Below are 1,070 nucleotides of genomic sequence, written 5' to 3'. Positions count from 1 at the left end.
GAGGGTGTCATAGAACTCTTGTCACACCGTGATGATCGTGCTTCCCGGATTATCTCCTCGTTCGTAGTTGGTGATCGCAATAACGAGACGCAGACACAACGACAGGAACACTTGTGCTCGTGCATGGACGCGGCCTCGGGCGTGGACGTGCCCGAGGCCGCAGTCCTTGACTGCGTCGTTAGTTCGTTCGACGCCTGTCCGGCGGTTGTACGTCTCATCTAACGTCGATTGCTTCAACTTCACGTCCTTGCTGTGTTCTTTGATACGGTCTTCGACCCTGTACTCTATGTCCAGTGGATCGTCGGTGTTGCGTGCGTTGTACGGGGCGATTGGCACGACTCCTGCGGTCAGCAGGTAGTCGTGCCAATCGAGTGTGTCATAGGCGCTGTCTCCAAGCATCCAGATCGGAGTGTCGACGGCGAGCGCGTCACGCGTGACGCGCATCGCCGTCTCTTCTGGCGCTTGTTTGCTCTCGGTGAATTCCGCTGCAATCGGGATCTTTGAACCAGTCGAAACGATCGTGCAGCCGTAGCCGTAGTAGTACTCTTCAGCCGTTGGATCGTAGCATTTCGACGCGTCTTGATCGGCTGGCATCGTTCTCACGTCTGTCGAATCAATCGAGTAGGTCAAGTCGAGCAGGCCCCGCAAGGCGGCCTGCTCGACGAGGTGGTCGAAAATCTCGTCGATGACGTGTTCGAGATCGGTGAGGAAACGATCGACCGCGTCTCTCGACGGCGGTCGATCGAAGCCACAGCTGAGCCAGACGACTGTGTTGTTCAGTTCTCGCGCAACCGGACGAATGCCGTAGATATCCTTGTAGTAGCAGTGCAGAAACCCACGCATCATCTCGGGTGGTTCGTGGTCTCGTGTTCGCCCCGTCTCCGCCGGGGCGAACACGTCGAATTCTTCGAGAAACTCGAAGGAGAGATGCTCGAACAGCGCTAGCGTCTCCGTCTCCACGGCATTGAAGAACGTCTCTACCGTAGGATTATCTTGCAGGGTCGCTGGGCTCATACCACCTCAGCGTTCACCCTGCTCTCTGGTATGAGAACTGTTCTATGACACCCTCA

General features: G+C 56.6%; 1 protein-coding gene. It reads right to left on the bottom strand.

Annotated elements, in window-relative coordinates; translation table 11 throughout:
- Positions 1-21: 21 nt before the first annotated feature.
- A complete protein-coding gene (locus NO978_RS19715) occupies positions 22-1,014 on the bottom strand; it encodes an IS5-like element ISNpe16 family transposase (protein ID WP_015298782.1) in 993 nt (330 codons plus the stop codon).
- Positions 1,015-1,070 lie beyond the last annotated feature (56 nt).

The sequence above is a fragment of the Haloarchaeobius sp. FL176 genome (assembly GCF_024609245.1).
Taxonomy (GTDB): domain Archaea; phylum Halobacteriota; class Halobacteria; order Halobacteriales; family Natrialbaceae; genus Haloarchaeobius.
This window is presented reverse-complemented; position numbering and strand designations above follow the sequence as displayed.